16 protein-coding genes and 1 pseudogene are annotated in these 18,764 nt (G+C 45.5%); 12 read left to right on the plus strand and 5 right to left on the minus strand.

The window, feature by feature from the left end:
* Window position 1: 1 nt before the first annotated feature.
* Window positions 2-466 (plus strand): molybdopterin synthase catalytic subunit MoaE, encoded by a 465-nt coding sequence (gene moaE, locus AB1N33_RS15340; RefSeq protein WP_411272444.1) that lies wholly within the window; start codon window positions 2-4, stop codon window positions 464-466.
* 430 nt (window positions 467-896) lie between these two features.
* On the opposite strand, the gene AB1N33_RS15345 is transcribed toward moaE, so the two are convergent.
* From AB1N33_RS15345 to narL, 3 genes are read right to left on the minus strand one after another with little or no spacing between them, the layout of a single operon-like run.
* Window positions 897-1,271, minus strand: coding sequence for a YbaN family protein (locus AB1N33_RS15345; protein ID WP_411272445.1), 375 nt, complete (start codon window positions 1,269-1,271; stop codon window positions 897-899).
* A gap of 7 nt (window positions 1,272-1,278) precedes the next feature.
* On the minus strand, window positions 1,279-2,514 hold the full coding sequence (gene moeA, locus AB1N33_RS15350) for a molybdopterin molybdotransferase MoeA (RefSeq protein WP_411272458.1): 1,236 nt from the start codon (window positions 2,512-2,514) through the stop codon (window positions 1,279-1,281).
* Window positions 2,515-2,516: 2 nt separating this feature from the next.
* Entirely contained in the window at window positions 2,517-3,170 is a 654-nt protein-coding gene (gene narL / locus AB1N33_RS15355) for a two-component system response regulator NarL (protein ID WP_411272446.1), read from the minus strand.
* A 308-nt stretch (window positions 3,171-3,478) separates the two neighbouring features.
* Here narL and AB1N33_RS15360 point away from each other — a divergent pair, with 308 nt between their 5' ends.
* The 4 genes from AB1N33_RS15360 (at window position 3,479) to modC (ending at window position 7,680) form a co-directional block, all read left to right on the plus strand.
* Entirely contained in the window at window positions 3,479-5,092 is a 1,614-nt protein-coding gene (locus tag AB1N33_RS15360; protein WP_411272447.1) for an MFS transporter, read from the plus strand.
* Between the two features lie 71 nt (window positions 5,093-5,163).
* Window positions 5,164-5,943, plus strand: coding sequence for a molybdate ABC transporter substrate-binding protein (modA, locus tag AB1N33_RS15365; RefSeq protein ID WP_411272448.1), 780 nt, complete (start codon window positions 5,164-5,166; stop codon window positions 5,941-5,943).
* A 1-nt stretch (window position 5,944) separates the two neighbouring features.
* Window positions 5,945-6,619: a molybdate ABC transporter permease subunit gene (modB, locus tag AB1N33_RS15370; RefSeq protein WP_411272449.1), complete on the plus strand. Its 675-nt coding sequence runs from the start codon at window positions 5,945-5,947 to the stop codon at window positions 6,617-6,619.
* 2 nt (window positions 6,620-6,621) lie between these two features.
* Window positions 6,622-7,680 (plus strand): molybdenum ABC transporter ATP-binding protein, encoded by a 1,059-nt coding sequence (gene modC, locus AB1N33_RS15375; RefSeq protein ID WP_411272450.1) that lies wholly within the window; start codon window positions 6,622-6,624, stop codon window positions 7,678-7,680.
* 25 nt (window positions 7,681-7,705) lie between these two features.
* On the opposite strand, the gene AB1N33_RS15380 is transcribed toward modC, so the two are convergent.
* Window positions 7,706-9,496 (minus strand): histidine kinase, encoded by a 1,791-nt coding sequence (locus AB1N33_RS15380; RefSeq protein WP_411272459.1) that lies wholly within the window; start codon window positions 9,494-9,496, stop codon window positions 7,706-7,708.
* A 332-nt stretch (window positions 9,497-9,828) separates the two neighbouring features.
* On the opposite strand from AB1N33_RS15380, the gene AB1N33_RS15385 reads away from it, so the two are divergent.
* From AB1N33_RS15385 to AB1N33_RS15415, 7 genes are read left to right on the plus strand one after another with little or no spacing between them, the layout of a single operon-like run.
* Window positions 9,829-13,605 carry a nitrate reductase subunit alpha gene (locus AB1N33_RS15385; RefSeq protein ID WP_411272451.1) on the plus strand — a complete coding sequence of 1,259 codons (3,777 nt, stop codon included), beginning with the start codon at window positions 9,829-9,831 and terminating at the stop codon, window positions 13,603-13,605.
* A gap of 2 nt (window positions 13,606-13,607) precedes the next feature.
* On the plus strand, window positions 13,608-15,140 hold the full coding sequence (gene narH, locus AB1N33_RS15390; protein WP_100642516.1) for a nitrate reductase subunit beta: 1,533 nt from the start codon (window positions 13,608-13,610) through the stop codon (window positions 15,138-15,140).
* Complete coding sequence (narJ, locus tag AB1N33_RS15395; RefSeq protein ID WP_411272452.1) at window positions 15,140-15,880, plus strand: nitrate reductase molybdenum cofactor assembly chaperone; 741 nt, start codon at window positions 15,140-15,142, stop codon at window positions 15,878-15,880. Before narH ends, narJ begins: the two co-directional genes overlap by 1 nt.
* 2 nt (window positions 15,881-15,882) lie before the next feature.
* Entirely contained in the window at window positions 15,883-16,566 is a 684-nt protein-coding gene (narI, locus tag AB1N33_RS15400) for a respiratory nitrate reductase subunit gamma (protein WP_411272453.1), read from the plus strand.
* 54 nt (window positions 16,567-16,620) lie between these two features.
* Window positions 16,621-17,415 carry a peptidylprolyl isomerase gene (locus AB1N33_RS15405; protein WP_411272454.1) on the plus strand — a complete coding sequence of 265 codons (795 nt, stop codon included), beginning with the start codon at window positions 16,621-16,623 and terminating at the stop codon, window positions 17,413-17,415.
* Window positions 17,416-17,449: 34 nt separating this feature from the next.
* Window positions 17,450-17,785, plus strand: a complete 336-nt coding sequence (locus AB1N33_RS15410) for a PM0253 family protein (RefSeq protein ID WP_411272455.1) — start codon at window positions 17,450-17,452, stop codon at window positions 17,783-17,785.
* An 18-nt stretch (window positions 17,786-17,803) separates the two neighbouring features.
* Window positions 17,804-18,322, plus strand: coding sequence for a CBS domain-containing protein (locus AB1N33_RS15415; RefSeq protein ID WP_411272456.1), 519 nt, complete (start codon window positions 17,804-17,806; stop codon window positions 18,320-18,322).
* 321 nt (window positions 18,323-18,643) lie between these two features.
* Here AB1N33_RS15415 and AB1N33_RS15420 read toward each other — a convergent pair.
* A pseudogene (locus AB1N33_RS15420) lies at window positions 18,644-18,764 on the minus strand (IS3 family transposase); the annotation flags it as partial.

Genomic DNA, 18,764 nt, shown 5'->3' on the forward strand with positions numbered 1-18,764 from the left:
AATGATTAGTGTTCAGCGTGACGACTTTGATCATTGTGAACAATACCAGGCGCTTAAGAAAGAGGCGGATGGGGACGGTGCCGTAGTCACTTTTACGGGTTTGGTACGAGATTTTAATATTCAGGGGGCAGTGTCGGGCATTCTCATAGAGCATTACCCAGGGATGACCGAGAAATCCCTGATGCGTATCTGTAGTGAAGCTCGAAAACGTTGGCAGTTAGGACAAATAAGAGTTATCCATCGAGTGGGGAGGATTGGGCCTCAGGAGCAAATTGTGTTCGTTGGCGTAACATCCAAACATCGCAAAAACGCATTTGACGCTTGTGAGTTTATTATTGATTACCTTAAAACCAGCGCTCCTTTATGGAAACAAGAGGGTACCTCAGAAGGTATGAAGTGGGTTGCCAGCAGGTTGTCGGACAAGGAAGCAATGGATCGCTGGTTTAATACAACCAACCTGTCTTGAACGATACGCCGACGATTACGAAAATTATCGAAAGCAGGGTTACGGCAATAATATGCAGGGCCATATCCCATAAATTCTGCTGTGATAATTTAGGTAAAGCTCTTAGTTTAGCGTCAACAGCTAATAAAATAGTTAACGTAAGTAGTATAAACTATAGGGCAATCACCCTTGAGATTGGGTTATTCCAATCCAGCCATAGTGAAATGTCTGGCAACAATCGATATGCTAACAGCAAACCGGTGACTATTTGGATTAGCATGGCCGGTTTACCAATACGCTCAAACGCTTATTCAAACTCCAGCAAACGTTGGGGTGACTTCTCTTTCAATACTCTGGGTAATACAGCAAGCGCCAACACGATATGGCCGCCTGTCCATACTGTTGCTCCTAAAATGTGAGCGAGTATCAAATAACCATACATAGTATAACGTCAAACCTGACTGGGTCTGCTCCATATAAAGCTTAAAACGAGAATGGATACAGTGGTTACCGAAGCAATTGTCCAATAAGCGTAATCGCCAATTAATAACGCAGCGGCTACCATCGCAATCAAGCTAGTGCAAGCAATGACTTTGGTCTTAAGTGCAATTACACCTGATTGTTCCCAGTCGTTAATTACGCCTCCGAGCAATGGCTGCGATAATAGCCATTGATACAGCGTATTCGAGCTTTTAGAAAAACAAAAGGCAGACAAGAGTAGAAAGGGTGTAGTTGGAACCAAAGGTAATACGACGCCAAAAATGCCGCAAAGACAGGCCAGTAAGCCTGCAATTATGAACATCGAACGACGAAGTTGATTACTCATTGCTTTTTTATCTCAAAACCGAATCAAACCATTGCACATTCACGGTTTCTCCCGGCTCTACCATTCCGCGACTGTTCTCAAGCACTGCATAACAATTGCTCGTGGTAAAACAAGAAAGCACGCCTGAGCTTTGAGAACCGCCAGAGTCGACTATCAGTTGACCATTGTCATCGCTGTAACAGAATGCGCGTTGATAGTCAGTTCTTCCTGGTTTCTTTCTAAACCTATTCTTTGCGATGGCTCTAATGGCGACATTTCCATTAGGTGTGCAGCCCGCTAATAGTGATAAAGACGGTGCGGCAATTTGGTCAAAGGTGACTGCCGCTGATACTGGATTACCGGGGAGACCAAAAAACAAACTGTTGTTTAATCTACCGAACGCGAGTGGTTTGCCAGGTTTGATTGCCAGCTTCCAAAAGTCTACTTGGCCGATCTCCTCGAGAATTTCACGTGTATAATCAGCTTCACCCACCGACACGCCACCAGAAGTGATTACGCAATCTGCACTTGCATCTGCTTGGGTAAAGGCTTCTCGAATTTTATCCGGGCTATCTTCTATCACACCCAAGTCCAGAACCTCAGCGCCAAGACGTTTTAACATTGCGCGCAGCATGGGCCGATTGCTGTCAAAGATTTTGCCCTGTTGAGGAATGTCCCCAGGCTGTAAAAGCTCATCACCGGTTGAAAACAATGCCACTTTAAGCTTGCGGAAAACTGATGCCTTATCGATACCAATAGACGCGAGGAGCCCAATATCAATTGCAGTCAGCCTCTTTCCTTTAGACAGCACGACGGATTTTTTTGCGATATCACTACCTGCGATGCGTATCGCTTCACCTAGCTTAACAGTGTGAGTGACTGTGATTTCCTTAGCATTTGCAACGGTGTTTTCTTGCATAACCACCGCATCCGCACCTGATGGGATTTGTGCACCGGTCATAATACGCACGCACTGATGCTTGCCGATCTCGCCGCTGAATGGATTGCCAGCAAAGCTCTTACCAACCAGACTAAAAGTAGTACCAGAAGACAGATCCTGATGGCGAATGGCGTAGCCGTCCATTGCGGAGTTATCAAAACCCGGGACGTTAATGGGAGAAATCACATCTTCGGCCAGTACTCTATCCAATGCCGAATCGAGGTTGCATTGATCGACATCGTCAATCGGAGTGATAGTGTCCCAAATGATTTGTTTGGCTTTTTCTATCGGCATAAGGCCTTTAGCATCGCAACCACATCCCATGATTAAGCTCCTTTTTGGTGGTTCACCATCCATACAGCTGCTTCCACACGAGAGCGTAGATTCAGTTTTTTAAGAAAGTGCTTCACATGGACTTTGACCGTTCCATCCGAAATATCCAGTTCTCGTGCAATAAGCTTGTTGCTCATACCTTTCGCGATGAGTTTGAGGATCTCCAATTCACGACTGGTCAGGCTGGCCAATGCTCGACTTCCAGCCCTTTCGGGCTTGCGTAGCGCAGTAGCCAGTACCTCAGTCAGCTTTGCGCTCATTACCATTTTGCCGAGCGCGGCTTCACGCAGTTTGTTGACAATGTCTTCTGGATCCATGTCTTTTAGCAGATAACCATCGGCACCTGAGCGAACGGCTTCAACAACATCTTCATCGTTGTCAGATACCGTCAACATGATGATGCGCGAATCAACACCTTTATCCCGCAGATGCTTTAGCGTTTCCAATCCATCCATACCTTGCATGTTCAAATCCAGCGTGATCAGGTCTGGCTCCAATTGCATCGCCATTTCGATGGCTTCTTTTCCTGAACTCGCCTCTCCAACGACTTCTAGATCATCTTCAAATTCGATAAGTTGGTTTAATCCTTTACGCAATAAAGGATGGTCGTCAACCATCATGATAGTGGCGGGTTTGTCTTCGAACATGTATGCCTCCTTACAAACGCTGAGTCATTCTTTTAGTTAAACTATACACGAACTGGTGAACTTCTCTTAAATTACTGGAGGTAAGCCAGCTACCACTTAAGGGGTAGCAAAACACATTCATTGAAACCCTTTAAATATAGGGAATACAACAAGATAGCCGTACCCCTTTCAGCATTCAATAAGCTGGAAATCGCATATTTTGTTACCACAATGCCCCGTCTGGCTACCTACTGAAGCAGATTGTTAGCTCTGCCTGCGTGGACCATAGTGTGACCAAATAAATGTCATTCTATGTTGGAGTAAGCGTTATGTCTGATCTGCACAAGTGGGATCCAGAAGATCCTGATTTCTGGGAAAAAGAGGGAAAGAAAATAGCGAATCGCAACCTATGGATATCCATTCCTAGCTTGCTAGCTGGCTTCGCTGTATGGCTCTATTGGGGAATCATAACCGTTCAAATGTTAAACCTGGGTTTCCCCTTTGCAAAGGCTGAACTCTTTACCTTGATGGCGATTGCTGGATTGACCGGCGCAACACTGAGAATTCCAAGCAGCTTCTTTATTCGATTATGCGGCGGTAGGAACACCATTTTCTTTACGACTGCACTACTAATGATACCAGCGGTAGGAGCAGGATTTGCGCTGCAAAATCCTGATACGCCATTATGGCAATTTCAACTGTTAGCACTGCTATCCGGCTTCGGCGGCGGAAACTTTGCTTCATCAATGTCCAACATCAGCTTTTTCTTCCCAAAAAAGCAGCAAGGTTTGGCACTAGGTATGAACGCAGGGCTAGGTAACTTTGGTGTTACCACGATGCAAATTGTTGTACCACTGTTCATGACATTCGCTGCCTTTGGTGCTTTTAGTGGAGACCCGATGACGCTGATCAACACATCAGGCACGCTCATCGGTAAAATTCCTGCAGGCACGGAAAGCTATATTTCAAACGCCGGTTTTGTCTGGTTGTTATTACTTGTCCCTCTATTCTTCCTATCATGGTTTGGTATGAACAATATTCGTACGCCTGATGTTTCTCCAAACATAGGTAGCCCTCTAACATCTTTTGCTCTGATCACCGTTATGCTCAGTATCGGTTTGGTGGTGGCGGCTTTTGGCTTATGGTTGATGCTACCTGAGACTGCAAATGGTTCTGGATTCGGGGTACCCAAGGAAGTTGTATTAGTACTGGTTGTGACTGCCACCGTCGTTATCTTAAAAATGTTACCAGGTTCAATTGGTGAGAGTCTGACTCGCCAATATCAAATCTTTAACAACAAACACACTTGGGTGATGAGTGTGATTTATACGATGACCTTCGGTTCGTTTATCGGTTTTGCGGCCTCATTCCCGCTCGCGATAAAAGTTATTTTTGGCTACAGCCACGTTATGGTCGATGGAATGATGACGCACAATACCATCAACCCTAATGGGCCAAGTGCTTTAATGTACGCCTGGATGGGCCCATTCATTGGTGCACTTATTCGTCCGTTAGGTGGTTGGATTTCGGACAAAATTGGCGGTGCATTAGTCACACAAGTCTGCTCAATTGTCATGATTGGTAGTGCACTCGGTGCTGCTTATTATATGCAGGCAGCCTATCAATCAGCTACGCCGGAAGAGTTTTTCATTCAATTCTTCGTGTTGTTCCTGATTCTCTTTGCCGCTACAGGTATCGGTAATGGTTCAACCTTCAGAACAATCGCGCAAGTATTCCCTAAAGAACAAGCGGGCCCAGTACTTGGTTGGACGTCAGCAGTAGCTGCATATGGTGCCTTTTACATACCAAAGGTTATTGGTGAGCAAATCCAGGCAACTACTCCTGAAGTCGCGTTGATTGGATTTGCAGTGTTCTATGGTGTCTGCGTCTTGATTAACTACTGGTTCTATTTACGTAAGGACGGCGAATTCTACAATCCTTAGGAAGTCCGAATAATCGATAATAAGGTGCGAACGATCGCACCTTTTATCGGTTTACCATGGTTGAGACTCTCATGCGTTTAAAGCTATTTTTCTCATTGATAACCCTGTTTTTTCATTTGAATGTAAATGCTGAAGAGCTGTTAATAGCAGCTGCGTCTGATCTTAAATTTGCGATGAGAGATATCGTTAGTTTATTTGAGACTGCAAATCCAGACGTAGCCGTTAAAACGTCGTTTGGTTCGTCAGGCAAGTTTCGTACGCAGATCCGCAACGGAGCACCTTATGATCTGTATTTCTCAGCAGACATAAGATTTCCACAGCAGCTAAAAGCAATGGGGTATTCTTCGTCGGCTGTTGTCCCATACGCAAAGGGCCGATTAGTTCTATTGAGCCATAAAAACGATTTGTCTAACGGCCAACTCGCTTCTTTGCTTCGCGTTGACTTTGAGAGAATCGCTATTGCCAATCCGAGGCATGCTCCCTATGGCATGAGAGCCAAAGAAGTACTGGATCAAACTGGATTGTGGACTCAGCTGACTTCAAAAATCATCTATGGTGATAGCGTTTCCCATACTGCTCAACTTATCGTTAATCAGCATGTCGATGCGGGTATTGTTGCCTTGTCGTTGGTAAAATCTGCATGGAACTCCTCAAGAGCCTCCTACATATTAATACCAGAGACTCTCCATTCTCCGCTACTCCAAGGTTTTATTGTCACCCAACACGGTGGAGACAACCCTACCGCGTGGCGATTTCATTCATTTATGCAAAGTGGAGCCGTCTCAAAAATACTGACAGAATATGGGTTTGAAGTACCTGATCAAGAGGCCGCAAATGCTATCCACGAGTGATATGCAAGCCTTGCTTCTGACCTTAAAGCTGGCGAGCACGGTAACCATTCTCCTGTTATGTTTTGGAATTCCGTTTTCCTGGTGGTTGGCTAGGTCTCGCTCCAAGCTCACAAGTCTCTTAACTGCATTGGTAGCGATGCCACTCATATTGCCGCCTACGGTACTCGGATTTTATATACTATTGCTTTTAGGTCCTGAGGGGCCGGTGGGTAAAGTAACAACTCAATTAGGTTTTGGTGTATTCCCTTTTACGTTTTCAGGCTTGGTCATAGCCTCGATTGTTTATTCTTTACCCTTTACAGTACAACCACTTGTGTCTGCCTTTGAAGCCATCCCTACTCGAACGCTAGAAGTCGCATCTACGTTAAGAGCCTCTCCCATCGATACTTTTTTTTCTGTGGTGTTGCCTTTATCAAAGAATGGCATTCTTACGGCTATCGTTTTGACTTTCGCGCATACGATTGGTGAGTTTGGTGTTATTTTGATGATTGGAGGCAATATTCCGGGTGAAACGCAAGTTGTATCAATTCAAATTTATGACCATGTAGAGAGTATGGATTACGGCGCCGCACATACGCTGTCATTGATCATGCTTGTCTTTTCATTTTTAACGTTAACGCTTTTGCAATGGATCCGGCGTAGGCGGTTTGCATTCGCCCCTTTGAAGAGTCAGTAATTGTGGAACTCGCTTACAGGCTATCTAAAGGGAGGTTTAATCTGGATGTTGATCTTGAGCTTCCCGACACAGGCATTAGCGTGCTTTATGGGCATTCTGGTTGCGGCAAAACAACATTGCTGCGCTGTGTCGCTGGCCTGGAGAAGGAGGCAGCTGGATACTTTTCTATCGGTGATGAAGTTTGGGATAGCCCAAAAACTAAGCTTAAGCCGCACAAGCGAGCCATTGGATATGTCTTTCAAGAGCCAAGTCTATTTAGCCATCTCAGCGTTAAGGATAATCTTCTCTATGGTATCAAACGTGCCGTTCACGCAAGCAAACAGAACCTAGATGAAGCAATTTCAGTGTTGGGAATTGCACACCTGTTAAATCAAAAGCCTGCTGAATTATCAGGTGGGGAAGCACAGCGTGTCGGCATTGCTCGGGCACTGGCGTTGAACCCCAAGATTTTGCTGTTTGATGAACCACTGGCATCTCTTGACGATGACCGAAAACGCGAGATTTTACCTTTCTTAAAGCGTGTTAAGCGGCAACTGAGCATACCCATGTTATACGTTACTCACGCAGCGCAAGAAGTGGCAATGCTAGCAGATCATGTTGTTGTTATGCATGAAGGTAGTGTGGTATCTAGTGATTCGCTGTCGGCCTCGCTTTCAAATGAGATGTTACCACTAAGACTCAATGATGAGATATCGACGGTCTTGTCAGGCAAGGTAATAAAGATTGACAAGCAGTGGCACTTAGCTTGTATGTCTATTGGCGACCAAGCACTTTGGATACCCAACAATAGTTTCAAGATAGGCAACCAAGTAAGAGTTCAAGTCTTTGGGAAAGATATCAGCCTGGCGAATTCTGTAAGTAAAAACAGTTTTCAAAACGTGCTCAACGCTCAGATTGTAGCAATTAATGAAGGTGAGCACCCAAGCCAAGCAATTGTAAAAGCTACTGTAGGCGAAAATGCTTTTATGGTTTCGGTAACCAAACGCGCAATAGCAAATTTGTCTTTAGCGGCTGGTAGCCAAGCGTTGTTACAGGTGAAATCAGTTGCAATTCACAGTTGATAAAACGGGTCAAAAGCTTGGGAAATCAAGCACTCTTGCTCTTTACCTCAAGAGTTCGCGCATACTCCGGAATAAAACTAAACATGACCATGGTGCCGCGTTCACCATTTCGTTTGACTGATAATTCCCCATCCAAATTCCGGCTGCGTTCCTTCATAATGGCCAGGCCGTAGTGATTCAGCTTATTCGGGTCTTCAGGGATGCCAATTCCGTTGTCTTTAACCGTTAATATCACTTCTGATAAGGAATTACTGGTTATGCTAATTTCAATATTGGAACCCTGAGAGTGATAGAAAGCATTTTGGGTCGCTTCTCTGGCAATCTGTAACAGATGTATTTCTTCTTGGGGCGTGAAGGGAATATTACTCACGTGATAATTGAGCGTAAAACTGAAATCTTCTGAGCGGTTTTGCAATTGTGAAATCGTTTGCTCTAATGCGGCTTTGATGCCCTGCCCATCGAGTTTCAACCTGAAAGTTGTCAGTAACTCTCGCAGTTCACTATAAGCCGCGCCAAGTCCATTTTTGAGCTCATCAATTACTTGATCTATTTGCTCCTGGGCACTGTCTTTTTGCTGCAGACGTTGCAATCGAGTTACCTGAATTTTTAGGTACGACAATGCCTGTGCCAACGAGTCATGCAGTTCTCTGGCAATTATCGTGCGCTCATTCATCAAAGAGATACGCCTGCGCTGCTCATTTAGGTACTTCATGCTCAGACCATTAGCGACCTGCTCAGCAATGGCTTCAAACAGCTGGTGCTGCCAGTCTTCCAGAATACTTCCTTCACCCAAACTCACCACCAAGACACCATAGTGTTGATCACCAATACTTAACTGATACTTCATTTGCCCATTAACAGGCGGAAAAAGTGAATCATGCTCAGTGCAGTTTTGGCAGAGCTGCTGTTGACACATGTCTGGAATCGTTTTTTCGGTACTCATCAAATGTTCGTATGGGCCCGTGCCTTGCGCTGTCATAATGCATAGGTCTAAGTCTTTTACACCTGTTACGTCAGCCAGCTTGTTGAGTAATGGTTGAAAATCGACAGAGCCGGGTTCAACTTCATTGAGTTTGCGTGACACTTGAAACAGCAATTCGAGTGATTGATTTGAACGCGACAGCTTTCTTATCTTTCGTTTGATTTGCTCTTCCAGTTGCGATTTTGAGCGATACAGGCTGCCGCTCATTTTGTTGATTGTTCGGGCCAACAATGCAAGCTCGCCTTTGCCCGTTTCCTCTGCTCTGGCAGTGAAGTCTCCTTGGCCTATTTGACGAGCTACTGCTGTCAGCTTTGAAAGCGGTTGCTCTATATGCCGATGCACAATCACCATCGCTAGCGCAATAAGTATCAGGGTGCAGAATAATGCCAGACTCTGAACTAATCGGATCGTAGCAATATTGGTTTCAGCATGTTTTTGGTAAGCAGTAACCAATAGTTCGATGTTTTCCACCAGTGTGTTGAAAACTCCAAGACTAGAAGTATTATTCTCAGCTGACGCAGTTAAATAGGCTTGGATCAACGGCTTGACTTCTTCACTCCAGTATTTTGTAACAGCCGCATGATGCTTTGCAATATCACCGCTATCCCGAAGCGCCTGTTGATTAACCAGCACGCCGGTATTCAAAGTCAGATCAAATTCACCAACTAATTGATTGATTGTCTCAATATCATTAGGGCTTTCCTGCATCATGCTATGAATTCGATACGCCTGCATTCTCAATGAGCCCGCCACATTGACCGCCTGAGCATCAAACTGAGCGCCGTCACTCATAAACACGGTAGTAAACATACTGATGATCGCCAAAAAGCTCACCGAAAACATTAATGCAGCGATTTTAAAAACAGTCGAATGTATAAAACTTTTAATTGGTTGCATGGTTAATAAAGAGATTAAGTCGACTCACTAGTGATACCTACAAAGATTAATCTGCGCTCAATTTGAATCCAGTTCCTAATGCCATCAGTCTAGACCCCTTTAATACAAAGGAAAAGCAAAAAAACGCCTCTACCACTTTGGTGGTAACTCTCTCATTTAACGCTATTTTCGGGTTCTTGCCGTGCGATTAACAATGCACTTTAATCCAAATAGAGCTTGAGTTTGCAGCGCATCTAGTCGTTGCTATTCCATTGATAAAGGAGTCTGGCGTGAGTCATTTTTTAGACAGATTGCAGTTCTTCAAACGTAACGAAGAGCCGTTTTCGAACGGTCACGGGGTTACTACGAATGAAAGTAGAGGGTGGGAGGACGGATATCGCCGTCGTTGGCAGCATGACAAAGTTGTGCGTTCAACCCATGGTGTTAATTGTACCGGGTCATGTTCCTGGAAAATCTACGTGAAAGATGGATTGGTAACCTGGGAAACTCAGCAAACCGATTATCCACGTACGCGCCCAGACCTTCCTAACCATGAGCCCAGAGGTTGCCCGAGGGGCGCAAGTTACTCTTGGTACATCTACAGTGCCAATCGCCTCAAGCATCCAAAAATCCGTAAACGCTTAGTCAAACTGTGGCGAGCAGCGAAAGCCCAACACAAGGATCCGGTTGAGGCTTGGCGCTCGATTGTTGAAGATCCCGCAAAAGCCAAAGAATACAAACAACAACGAGGCCTAGGGGGGTTTGTTCGCGCTAACTGGAACGAAGCTAACGAGATCATCGCGGCTGCGAATGTATATACGGCAAAAACTTACGGCCCTGACCGCATTACCGGCTTTTCACCCATTCCTGCGATGTCTATGGTTTCCTATGCGGCGGGTGCGCGCTATCTGTCGTTGATAGGTGGAAACTGCCTAAGCTTTTATGACTGGTACTGTGATTTACCGCCAGCATCTCCCCAAATTTGGGGTGAACAGACTGATGTGCCAGAGTCGGCTGATTGGTATAACTCAAACTACATTATTTGCTGGGGCTCAAACGTTCCGCAAACACGCACACCAGATGCGCACTTCCTCACAGAAGTCCGCTACAAAGGTACTAAGGTCATCGGTATCACGCCTGATTATTCTGAAGTGGCAAAACTTACTGACCAGTGGCTGGCACCAAAACAGGGGACTGATGCAGCATTAGCGATGGCATTTGGCCACGTTATTCTTAAAGAATTCCATGTTGAGAAACCATCAGCATATTTTGCCGATTATGTGAAACGTTATACCGACTTCCCTGTTCTGGTCATGCTTGACAAAGCTGAGGACGGCAGTCTGCATCAGGGGCGGTTCCTCAGAGCGTCAGATTTAGATGGTCAACTCGGTCAAGACAACAACCCTGAATGGAAAACCATCTCGGTCAATGATAAAGATGGCGAATTAGTTTCGCCTACAGGCTCAGTCGGTTATCGCTGGGGTGAAAAAGGGAAATGGAATATTACCCAAACTGATGGTAAATCAGGTGATGAACTCGATTTACGAGTAAGTCTGAAAGGTAGTCATGATGAACTGGTCAGTGTTGCTTTCCCATATTTTGGTGGTGCGGAGCATGAATTTGGTTACTTCCAGAATACTGAGCATGACGATGTGTTGCTGCGCAAAGTACCAGCGAAGAAAGTCAAACTCGCTGATGGCTCTGAAACCTATGTTGCCACTGTTTTTGACTTAACACTTGCCAACTATGGTGTCGATAATGGCTATGACGATCCAAATGTGGCCAGCAGTTACGACCAAGACATTCCATACACTCCGGCTTGGCAGGAACAAATCACCGGCGTACCGCGCGCAGATGTGATTAAAGTCGCGAGAGAATTCGCAACTAACGCAGACAAGACCAAAGGTCGTTCCATGGTGATCGTTGGTGCAGGTATGAACCACTGGTATCACATGGACATGAACTACCGTGGTCTCATCAATATGTTGATGATGTGTGGTTGCATCGGTCAAAGTGGTGGCGGTTGGGCACACTATGTAGGGCAAGAGAAACTGCGCCCTCAAACTGGCTGGCAACCACTGGCGTTTGGGCTTGACTGGCAACGTCCACCGCGCCATATGAACGGTACTTCTTTCTTTTACAATCATTCAAGCCAATGGCGCTACGAGAAGTTAGAGATGACAGAGGTCATTTCTCCAATGGCAAATAAAGACAAATGGTCTGGTTCTATTATTGATTTCAATAGTCGCGCCGAACGTATGGGCTGGTTACCATCTGCTCCGCAACTCGGCATGAATCCGCTCCAGCTATGCAGAGATGCTGAAGCTGCTGGTAAGTCTCCTCAAGACTATGCCGTGGAACAACTCAAAAGCGGCGAGCTGAATTTTGCCTGCTTGGAGCCTGAGAATCCGCAAAACTATCCACGTAACTTGTTTATTTGGCGTTCGAATTTGCTCGGTTCTTCAGGTAAAGGTCACGAATACATGCTACGTCACTTGCTTGGAACTAAACATGGCTTGATGGGCAAAGATCTTGGTGAAGATGGGGGTAAAAAGCCAGAAGACATTAAGTGGGTCGATGAAGCCGCAGAAGGTAAAATTGACTTGTTGGTGACATTGGACTTCCGTATGTCAACTACCTGTCTTTACTCAGACATCGTGTTGCCAACAGCAACCTGGTACGAGAAGGACGACTTAAACACGTCTGATATGCACCCGTTTATTCACCCATTAAGTGCAGCAGTAGATCCTGTGTGGGAGTCCCGTTCTGACTGGGATATTTTCAAAGGCATCGCCAAGCAATTCTCTAAAACTGCAGTCGGCCATTTGGGTGTGGAGAAAGACTTAGTCACCTTACCGATTCTGCACGATACGCCAGCAGAAATCGCACAACCCTTTGGCGTGAAGCATTGGTGGAAAGGAGAGTGTGACCTTATTCCAGGAAAGACTGCGCCGAACATGATTGTGGTGGAGCGAGACTATCCGAATACCTATGCGCGATTCACCTCGATTGGGCCATTGCTTGAAAAACTTGGCAATGGCGGTAAAGGAATAAGCTGGAATACGGACACAGAAGTCGAATTTCTTGGCCAGTTAAATCGTCGTCATGTTGAAGAAGGTGCGAACAAAGGTCGGCCTAAAATTGAAACTGCCATTGATGCGGCGGAAATGATTCTTTCACTCGCGCCGGAAACTAACGGTCACGTTGCGGTTAAAGCATGGTCTGCCCTTAGTGAGTTTACCGGGCTGGATCACACGCATCTGGCGAAACCCAAAGAAGAGGAAAAGATCCGCTTCAGAGATGTGCAGGCACAACCTCGCAAAATCATCAGCTCGCCTACTTGGTCAGGTTTAGAAGATGAACACGTTTCATACAACGCGGGTTACACCAACGTGCATGAGTACATTCCGTGGCGCACAGTCACAGGTCGCCAACAGTTCTATCAGGATCATGAGTGGATGCGCGATTTTGGTGAAACCATGTGCCTGTACAAGCCACCAATCAATCTCAAAACCGTGAAGCCAATGATGAATAAGCAACCCAATGGTAATACGGAGATTGCGCTGAACTGGATAACGCCACACCAGAAGTGGGGAATCCACAGCACCTATTCAGACAACTTGTTGATGCTTACGTTGTCTCGCGGCGGCCCGATTGTATGGATCTCCGAACCTGATGCGCAGCGCGCAGGCATCGTTGATAACGATTGGATCGAAGTGTTCAACGTGAACGGTGCGATCGCTGCCCGAGCGGTTGTGTCACAGCGCGTACCGGAAGGCATGAGCATGATGTATCACGCTCAGGAACGCATAGTGAATGTGCCGGGTTCAGAAGTTACCAAAACTCGCGGTGGTATCCACAACTCGGTCACGCGAGCGGTGATGAAACCGACTCACATGATTGGTGGATATGCGCAACAGGCCTACGGTTTTAACTATTACGGCACTGTGGGATGTAATCGGGACGAATTCGTTATCGTTAGAAAAATGGCGAAAGTCGACTGGTTAGACGATGACAGCGTCGAACAGAGTGCAGATGAATTTAACAACTTTGGAGCGGAGGGCTAATCATGAGAGTTAGAGCTCAAATAGGCATGGTGCTCAACCTTGATAAGTGTATCGGTTGCCACACCTGCTCTGTAACTTGTAAGAATGTATGGACATCGCGCGAAGGCGTCGAGTATGCATGGTTTAACAACGTTGAGACGAAACCGGGAATCGGTTATCCCAAAGAGTGGGAGAATCAGGAAAAATGGAACGGTGGCTGGACTCGGCATAGCAATGGTAAATTGACACCTAAGCAGGGTGGCAAGCTACGTATTCTGGCCAACATCTTCGCCAATCCCGACCTGCCCGGTATTGATGATTACTACGAGCCGTTTGATTTTGACTATCAGCATTTGCATAAAGCGGGTGAAAGTAAGCACCAGCCTGTTGCGCGTCCTCGTTCACTGATAACAGGTCAGCGAATGGAAAAAATTGACTGGGGCCCGAACTGGGAAGAAATCCTCGGTACCGAGTTTTCCAAGCGTCGAGCTGATAGTAACTTTAATCAGATCCAGGCCGACATGTATGGCGAGTTTGAAAAGACTTTCATGATGTATCTACCGCGCCTGTGTGAACATTGCATCAACCCAGCATGTGTAGCCTCTTGCCCATCTGGCGCAATCTACAAGCGTGAGGAAGACGGCATAGTGTTGATTGATCAGGACAAGTGCCGCGGCTGGAGAATGTGTGTCAGCGGTTGTCCGTACAAGAAGATCTATTACAACTGGAAAACCGGTAAATCTGAGAAATGTATTTTCTGCTATCCGCGTATTGAAGCAGGACAACCTACAGTTTGTTCAGAAACCTGTGTCGGTCGAATCCGTTACTTAGGCGTAATGCTCTATGATGCTGATCGCGTAGAAGAAGCTGCCAGTGTTGCCAATGATAAGGATCTATATCAAGCGCAGTGCGACATTTTCCTCGACCCATTCGACGAAGCTGTACAGGAGGCTGCGCGCAAAGAAGGTATTCCTGAGGCGTGGTTGAAATCAGCTCAAGAGTCTCCGGTTTACAAGATGGCCATGGACTGGAAGGTCGCTCTACCGTTACATCCCGAATACCGCACACTGCCAATGGTATGGTATGTGCCGCCTTTGAGCCCAATTCAAAGCGCAGTTGAGGCCGGTAGTGTGCCAATGGATGGTGTCTTCCCAGACTTAAAAGCGTTGCGTATTCCAATGAAGTACTTAGCCAATATGCTGACTGCGGGTGACGAAGCTCCGGTTGAGCATGCGTTAAAGCGCATGATGGCAATGCGTAAATTTAAACGCTCACAACAAGTTGACGGCGAAGAAAATTTAGAAGCGCTGGAACAAGCTGGACTCAGCGTCGCGCAAGTTGAAGAAATGTATCGTTATATGGCGCTTGCCAATTACGAAGACAGATTCGTCATTCCGACTAGCCACAAGGCATATGCAGAAGATGCTTACGATATGAAATCCGGTTGTGGCTTCAGCTTCGGCAACGGTTGTAGTGGCGGTGACAGTAGCACCGACTTGTTTGGCGGTAAAAAACAAACCGTACGTCAAGTCATTCCTGTGGAGGTACAAGACTGATGGAAATTTTAAAAGTCCTTTCAAGACTTCTTGATTACCCGACAGAAGCGCTCTATGAGCACGGAATCGATATTGCAGAAATTATTGCAAACGATGCCGAGTTTGATGACTACAACAAAGCTAGTCTGCTCGCATTTGTCGATCAGCGCTTCTCAGACAGCTTGCTTGATTGGCAAGCTGATTATGACGGTCTGTTTGAGCGTGGTCGTTCACTATCGCTGCTCATCTATGAGCACATTCATGGAGAATCGCGCGACCGTGGTCAGGCAATGGTTAATTTGCTGGAGCAATACCGAGCCGCAGGCTTGGATATCGGTGTGAGAGAGTTACCTGATTATATCCCCTTGTTTCTTGAGTTCGTTAGCACACAAGGCAGCGAGAATGGCAAAGGTTGGTTGCAGGACATTGCCCCCATCCTTGCGCTACTACAAGTACGGCTGGAAAAAAGAGGGAGTAACTACAGTTCAGTCTTTTCAGCATTAGTTGCTCTTTCTGAGGCAGCTATTGATGTACAGGCACTGCGTGAGCAAGTCAAAGATGAAAAACGTGATGATACCAAAAAGGCGTTGGACAAAGTCTGGGAAGAAGAAGCCGTCACTTTTGGTGGTGACGCAGTAAACGGCGGTTGTCCGTCTCAGGTCAATCGACCCTCTGAGACGCAACGTCGTGACCAGGATGTTCCCATCAGTTTTGTAGATAATTCGTCAGCCAAAGCGGCTGAGCAAGCAATAAGGAGCTAGTAATGGCTTTTTTAGATACGTTCTTTTTTGGCATCTATCCTTATATCGCAACCGGGATTTTCTTTCTCGGTAGCCTTCTACGGTATGACCGAGAACAATACAGTTGGAAAACTGGGTCAAGCCAAATGCTTAGTAACAAAAACTTTCGTGTAGCCAATATTTTATTTCACGTTGGTATCATTGCGATTTTATTGGGGCATTTTGCGGGCCTCGTATTGCCTTGGGAAATTTGGCATGCACTTGGAATATCTTTGGCAACTAAGCAAGTGATAGCCATGGGGGTGGGTGGTTTCTTTGGTGTCTTATGCTTTATTGGTTTAACTATGTTGGTAAAGCGCCGTTTGTTTGATCCCAGGATCCGTGCTAACAGCAGTAAGATGGACACCGGCATTTTACTGCTAATCTACCTTCAGTTAATCGTAGGTATGTTTACCATCGTAATCTCTTCGGGTCATATGGATGGCGCTGTGATGTATAACCTAATGAGCTGGTCTCGTTATCTATTGACGTTCAGGCCGGTTGAAGCAGTAGAGTTTATTTCAACGGTTCATCCGGTTTACAAGTTCCACGTTACTTTGGGTATAACGTTGTTTGTACTATTCCCATTTAGCAGGTTGGTTCATATCTGGAGCGTTCCTGTGCAGTATGTCCGCAGAAGCTATCAGGTTGTTCGTTCAAAAGCATAATTACCACAATCACTCATTGGGGCAAGGAAGCCTCCTTTTTAAGTAGGATTGACTATGTCACTTACAAACACCCCCGATATTACAGTAAACGGGAAAACTATTAGCTCGGCTATGATCGACGCTGAGGTTCAATATCATCCGGCAGAATCACGCCGACAAGCGATGGTAAAAGCGGCAGAAACACTGATTATTGGTGAACTAATTACGCAAAAAGCGATGGAGAAAGGGATACCACTTAACCCTAAATCAGATGCAATTGAACAAAACAGTCAGTTGATTGATAGCTTGTTAGCCTCTGAAGTCTACGTTCCGGAAGCAACAACGGAGGAATGTGAGCGCTATTACAGTGCAAACAAGGAAAAGTTCAAGACAGCTCCGCTGATTGAAGTTAGTCATATATTGATTGCATCAGATCCAAAAGATCTTGAGCACAGAGCTGAATCTCATGCCTTGGCAGTTAATCTTATTCATAAGTTGCAAGGCGGAGAAACTAGGTTTGGAGAGTTGGCCAAACAGTTTTCTTCATGCCCTTCCAAAGATGTTGATGGTAGCTTAGGTCAGCTTTCGTTTGGCCAAACTGTGAGAGAGTTTGAACGTCAGGTATTTGCTGCCAGTGAAGGACTAATGCCTCAGCCGGTAGAGACTCGCTATGGTTACCATGTTGTTTTTGTTGCCAGAAAAGTAGACGGCAAACCGCTTTCATTCGATATGGTGAGCGAGAAAATCAAACAATATCTTAATGATAAAGTTCACCGCAAAGCACTGTCGCAATACTTGCATCGGCTGGTCAGCGAAGCAGATATACAAGGGTTTAACTTTGAATTCGATGATTCAATGTTAATGCAGTAGCGTTGTTTAAACTAGAATAAGTGGTGGGTGTTATATGGCAAATCCCTTCACGGCGCGCTGGACAGCACAAGGACACACACTCTGTTTGGGGCATTGGGAAATCAGCTTCAACCAACAGCTATTGGAATTGCCGTCGGCGAAAGCCGAGAACCACATGGGTACACGCGGTATTTTCAGTTGGCTATTCCCAGATGATGAAGAATATACAGAGGGATTAGAGATTCACGAATGGATTGAGGAGCAAGCGGACTGGCTTGTGCCGCTGTTTGAGCGTTACGACATTCCATTCGACGAGCAGCATGTTGAGTGGTTTTATCAGGCGGTCAATCAAAATGACTGGCGATGCGGTAGTTGTGGTGGCTGTCTTTAAGTGAGAAGGAATGGAGAAATGGTGAGTGATAGTACAACAGTGCTGGATCTGTTAGAGAAATACCCCATAGCAGCAATTGCCAGTACAGATTTATTGACTGCTTATGAAGGTTGGTCAATCAAAAAACTCTCTGAGTTTTTTGCAAAGCATAAAATAACTGGTGCGCCTGTTATTGCATCCGATGAAACCCTTGTAGGTGTTGTGACACAAACTGATGTTGTGAAATTTGAAGGTAGTAGCCCCGATGAAAAAGAGATTGAAAAAATCATTCAACACTACATTGGGCCACAGGGAACCGTGCTGCAATCGGAAATCGACAGGATACAATCGCGTGCGTCAGATTACTGCACCGTTAACTCTATAATGACTCCCGAAGTGTTTTCAATTGACGAGAAAAGCTCCATTTCAGACGCGTATAATACAATCGAGTCCCATGATATCCATCGGTTGTTCGTCACGCGAGAGTCAGTATTAATTGGTGTGGTTACCGCTATGGATATTCTTAACTGGGTTATACAATGCCCTACGGCAGATTAAAAAAGCATAGGTTTGTTCTGTGAAAGGCCTTATTATCAATAACCAGTTTTTGAGAGGAGATTAAGCTCAACCAATGAAACCATATAGCTTCTTAGTCAAATAGCCCGTCTAAAAATTTAGGCTTCAAACTTTTGCGTTGGCTTGTCTTAAAATGTGCTTCAAGAATTATTTGATAGTATGAAACTTTTTTGTATCAGATTTGAATGATATCCACACCAATCTATTCGAATAGTATGATACTTTTTGATTTATTGGATAAACTGGGCCTATTAAAATCAATAACTTACATTCGTTATAGTATGATAGTTTTTTGTAATTCTACATGTTGAGCTTCAACTCACAGTAAATACGATACACACGCTTGTGGTTCCAGCCGTGTCCCCAACGTTTCAGGATTTTAAATAGCTTGCTGAAGCCGTAAGCGGGATAGCGCTCAACGGCT

The sequence above is a fragment of the Alteromonas nitratireducens genome, from assembly GCF_040812025.1.
GTDB classification, from domain to species: domain Bacteria; phylum Pseudomonadota; class Gammaproteobacteria; order Enterobacterales; family Alteromonadaceae; genus Alteromonas; species Alteromonas nitratireducens.

Coding starts and splice junctions, on each gene's coding strand:
- moaE (WP_411272444.1), top strand. CDS start 2: ATGATTAGTGTTCAGCGTGACGACTTTGATCATTGTGAACAATACCAG.
- AB1N33_RS15345 (WP_411272445.1), bottom strand. CDS start 1,271: ATGAGTAATCAACTTCGTCGTTCGATGTTCATAATTGCAGGCTTACTG.
- moeA (WP_411272458.1), bottom strand. CDS start 2,514: ATGGGATGTGGTTGCGATGCTAAAGGCCTTATGCCGATAGAAAAAGCC.
- narL (WP_411272446.1), bottom strand. CDS start 3,170: ATGTTCGAAGACAAACCCGCCACTATCATGATGGTTGACGACCATCCT.
- AB1N33_RS15360 (WP_411272447.1), top strand. CDS start 3,479: ATGTCTGATCTGCACAAGTGGGATCCAGAAGATCCTGATTTCTGGGAA.
- modA (WP_411272448.1), top strand. CDS start 5,164: ATGCGTTTAAAGCTATTTTTCTCATTGATAACCCTGTTTTTTCATTTG.
- modB (WP_411272449.1), top strand. CDS start 5,945: ATGCAAGCCTTGCTTCTGACCTTAAAGCTGGCGAGCACGGTAACCATT.
- narH (WP_100642516.1), top strand. CDS start 13,608: ATGAGAGTTAGAGCTCAAATAGGCATGGTGCTCAACCTTGATAAGTGT.
- narJ (WP_411272452.1), top strand. CDS start 15,140: ATGGAAATTTTAAAAGTCCTTTCAAGACTTCTTGATTACCCGACAGAA.
- narI (WP_411272453.1), top strand. CDS start 15,883: ATGGCTTTTTTAGATACGTTCTTTTTTGGCATCTATCCTTATATCGCA.
- AB1N33_RS15405 (WP_411272454.1), top strand. CDS start 16,621: ATGTCACTTACAAACACCCCCGATATTACAGTAAACGGGAAAACTATT.
- AB1N33_RS15410 (WP_411272455.1), top strand. CDS start 17,450: ATGGCAAATCCCTTCACGGCGCGCTGGACAGCACAAGGACACACACTC.
- AB1N33_RS15415 (WP_411272456.1), top strand. CDS start 17,804: ATGGTGAGTGATAGTACAACAGTGCTGGATCTGTTAGAGAAATACCCC.